Source organism: Paracoccus sp. S-4012 (genome assembly GCF_009674885.1).
Taxonomy (GTDB): Bacteria; Pseudomonadota; Alphaproteobacteria; order Rhodobacterales; family Rhodobacteraceae; genus Paracoccus.
Genome location: NZ_WKKA01000050.1, coordinates 1 through 849, shown reverse-complemented (window position 1 = coordinate 849; position 849 = coordinate 1). Strand labels below are relative to the sequence as shown.

Sequence of the window (849 nt, the reverse complement as noted above, 5' to 3'; positions counted from 1 at the left end):
TCGGTGCCGACACGCTGAACGGCGGCGCCGGCGACGACATCTATATCGTCGACAACGTCGGAGACCGGGTCAACGATGGACACGATGGGGGAACCGACCTGGTGCGTGCCTCCGTTTCCTATGCACTGACCGCCAATGTCGAGAACCTGACTCTGACTGGAATGGGCAACATCAACGGTACCGGGAACGGTCTGGCAAACCGGATCAACGGCAACGCCGGAAACAACCTGCTGGACGGCGGTCTCGGTGCCGACACGCTGAACGGCGGCGCCGGCGACGACATCTATATCGTCGACAACGTCGGAGACCGGGTCAACGATGGACACAATGGGGGAACCGACCTGGTGCGTGCCTCCGTTTCCTATGCACTGACCGCCAATGTCGAGAACCTGACTCTGACTGGAACGGGCAACATCAGCGGCACCGGGAACGGGTTAGCGAATCGGATATTCGGCAACGCTGGAGATAATACTCTCAGCGGCGGAGCGGGAGCTGATACACTGAGTGGCGGGGCGGGCGATGACCTGCTCGTCGGCGGAGCCGGTCAGGACCGTCTTACCGGCGGTGCGGGGGCCGACGACTTTATATTTGAATCAGTTCGCGACTCGGCGACCACGGGGGCCGATATCGTCCAAGACTTCAGTCGGGCCCAAGGCGACAAGATCGACCTGCGCCTTATTGACGCAGACATCCAAACGATTGCCGATGAAGACTTCGTGTTTATCGGCGAGGTCGGCTTCAGCGGCAATGCTGGTGAGCTGCGATATGATCGCGTTGGTATGGTCACCAACATTTCCGGAGATGTGGATGGGGATGGCCGCGCAGACTTTTCCATCAGTCTAATCGGGA

At 60.0% G+C, this 849-nt stretch carries 1 protein-coding gene; it reads left to right on the top strand.

The genetic code is table 11. From position 1 onward, the window contains the following. Positions 1–849 (top strand): calcium-binding protein (locus GI374_RS18770; RefSeq protein WP_195759996.1); only part of this gene is annotated, 849 nt, incomplete at both ends.